This is a genomic window from Elioraea sp. (genome assembly GCF_051860475.1).
Taxonomy (GTDB): Bacteria; Pseudomonadota; Alphaproteobacteria; order Acetobacterales; family Acetobacteraceae; genus Elioraea.
In genome coordinates this window covers 1-596 of the sequence record NZ_JBHYDW010000312.1, presented here as the reverse complement: position 1 = coordinate 596, position 596 = coordinate 1, and the positions used below count along the sequence as shown (strand labels likewise).

General features: G+C 56.9%; 1 tRNA gene and 2 rRNA genes. All 3 read left to right on the top strand.

The window, feature by feature from the left end:
• Positions 1-146, top strand: a 23S ribosomal RNA gene (locus ACTIFU_RS23950); the annotation flags it as partial.
• A gap of 82 nt (positions 147-228) precedes the next feature.
• A 5S ribosomal RNA gene (gene rrf / locus ACTIFU_RS23945) occupies positions 229-343 on the top strand.
• Positions 344-445: 102 nt separating this feature from the next.
• Positions 446-522: transfer RNA gene (locus ACTIFU_RS23940), tRNA-Met, on the top strand.
• Positions 523-596: the final 74 nt, after the last annotated feature.

The window sequence follows — 596 nt, the reverse complement described above, 5'->3', positions numbered from 1 at the left end:
GATAACCGCTGAAAGCATCTAAGCGGGAAGCCTCCCTCAAGATAAGATCTCATCGAGTCGTGGAAGACCACCACGTTGATAGGCCGGGTGTGTAAGTGCAGTAATGCATTCAGCTAACCGGTCCTAATTACTCTGGTCGCGCCTGAAGATCCCACCATCAACGACATCACTGTTACAGCACGCAAGTGTCTGGCATCGTTCAAATCCCCCTGTTTGCCGGCTTCATGGCTTGGTGGTCATAGCGCCTGTGACCCACCCGATCCCATCCCGAACTCGGCCGTGAAACCAGGCAGCGCCAATGGTACTTTCGCTCAAGCGATGGAAGAGTAGGACGCCGCCAGGCCTTGCAGCCGGCAATCAGCAGGAAATATCCATTCACAACTCTCCGATCACGCCAAGGCGCCCCACCGGGCGCCTTTGCGCGTCTGAGGGATTTAAGGTTTGTCGCGGGGTGGAGCAGCCCGGTAGCTCGTCAGGCTCATAACCTGAAGGCCGCAGGTTCAAATCCTGCCCCCGCAACCAAGATCAAAACCCCGCCGGGTCAAACCGGCGGGGTTTTTGCCTGTGAAGCGTCCCGGATTTTACGTAAGCGGTGT